This is a genomic window from Shigella sp. FC1544 (genome assembly GCF_001722145.1).
Lineage (GTDB): Bacteria > Pseudomonadota > Gammaproteobacteria > Enterobacterales > Enterobacteriaceae > Escherichia > Escherichia coli.
On the sequence record NZ_MECT01000465.1, the window covers coordinates 1 to 405 of the forward strand.

Below are 405 nucleotides of genomic sequence, written 5' to 3' on the forward strand. Positions count from 1 at the left end.
CGTGGCCGACGGGGTGACATGATTAAAATCCTGTGGGCTGATGCTGATGGTCTGTGCCTGTTCACCAGACGCCTGGAGGAAGGCCAGTTTATCTGGCCTGCTGTGCGTGACGGCAAGGTATCCATTACCCGCTCGCAACTGGCAATGCTCCTCGATAAGCTGGACTGGCGTCAGCCAAAAACATCCCGCCTTAACGCACTGACAATGTTGTAAAAATGTCATGGCCGGATTATAAAAACGGCCATGAATCAAAAATACCTCATTCGCATTGCAGAACTGGAATGCCAGCTCCGTCAGAAAGACCAGCAACTGAGTCTGGTTGAAGAGACGGAGGCCTTCCTGCGCTCTGCACTGGCCCGCGCCGAAGAAAAGATCGAAGAAGATGAACGGGAAATAGAACATCTG

The 405-nt window shown here is 52.1% G+C and carries 1 protein-coding gene and 1 pseudogene; both read left to right on the plus strand.

The features are described from left to right. A partial coding sequence (gene tnpB / locus BGK49_RS18410; protein WP_146628135.1) for an IS66 family insertion sequence element accessory protein TnpB occupies nucleotides 1-213 on the plus strand: 213 nt, incomplete at its 5' end. Nucleotides 214-243: 30 nt separating this feature from the next. Continuing rightward, a pseudogene (locus BGK49_RS29725) lies at nucleotides 244-405 on the plus strand (IS66 family transposase); the annotation flags it as partial.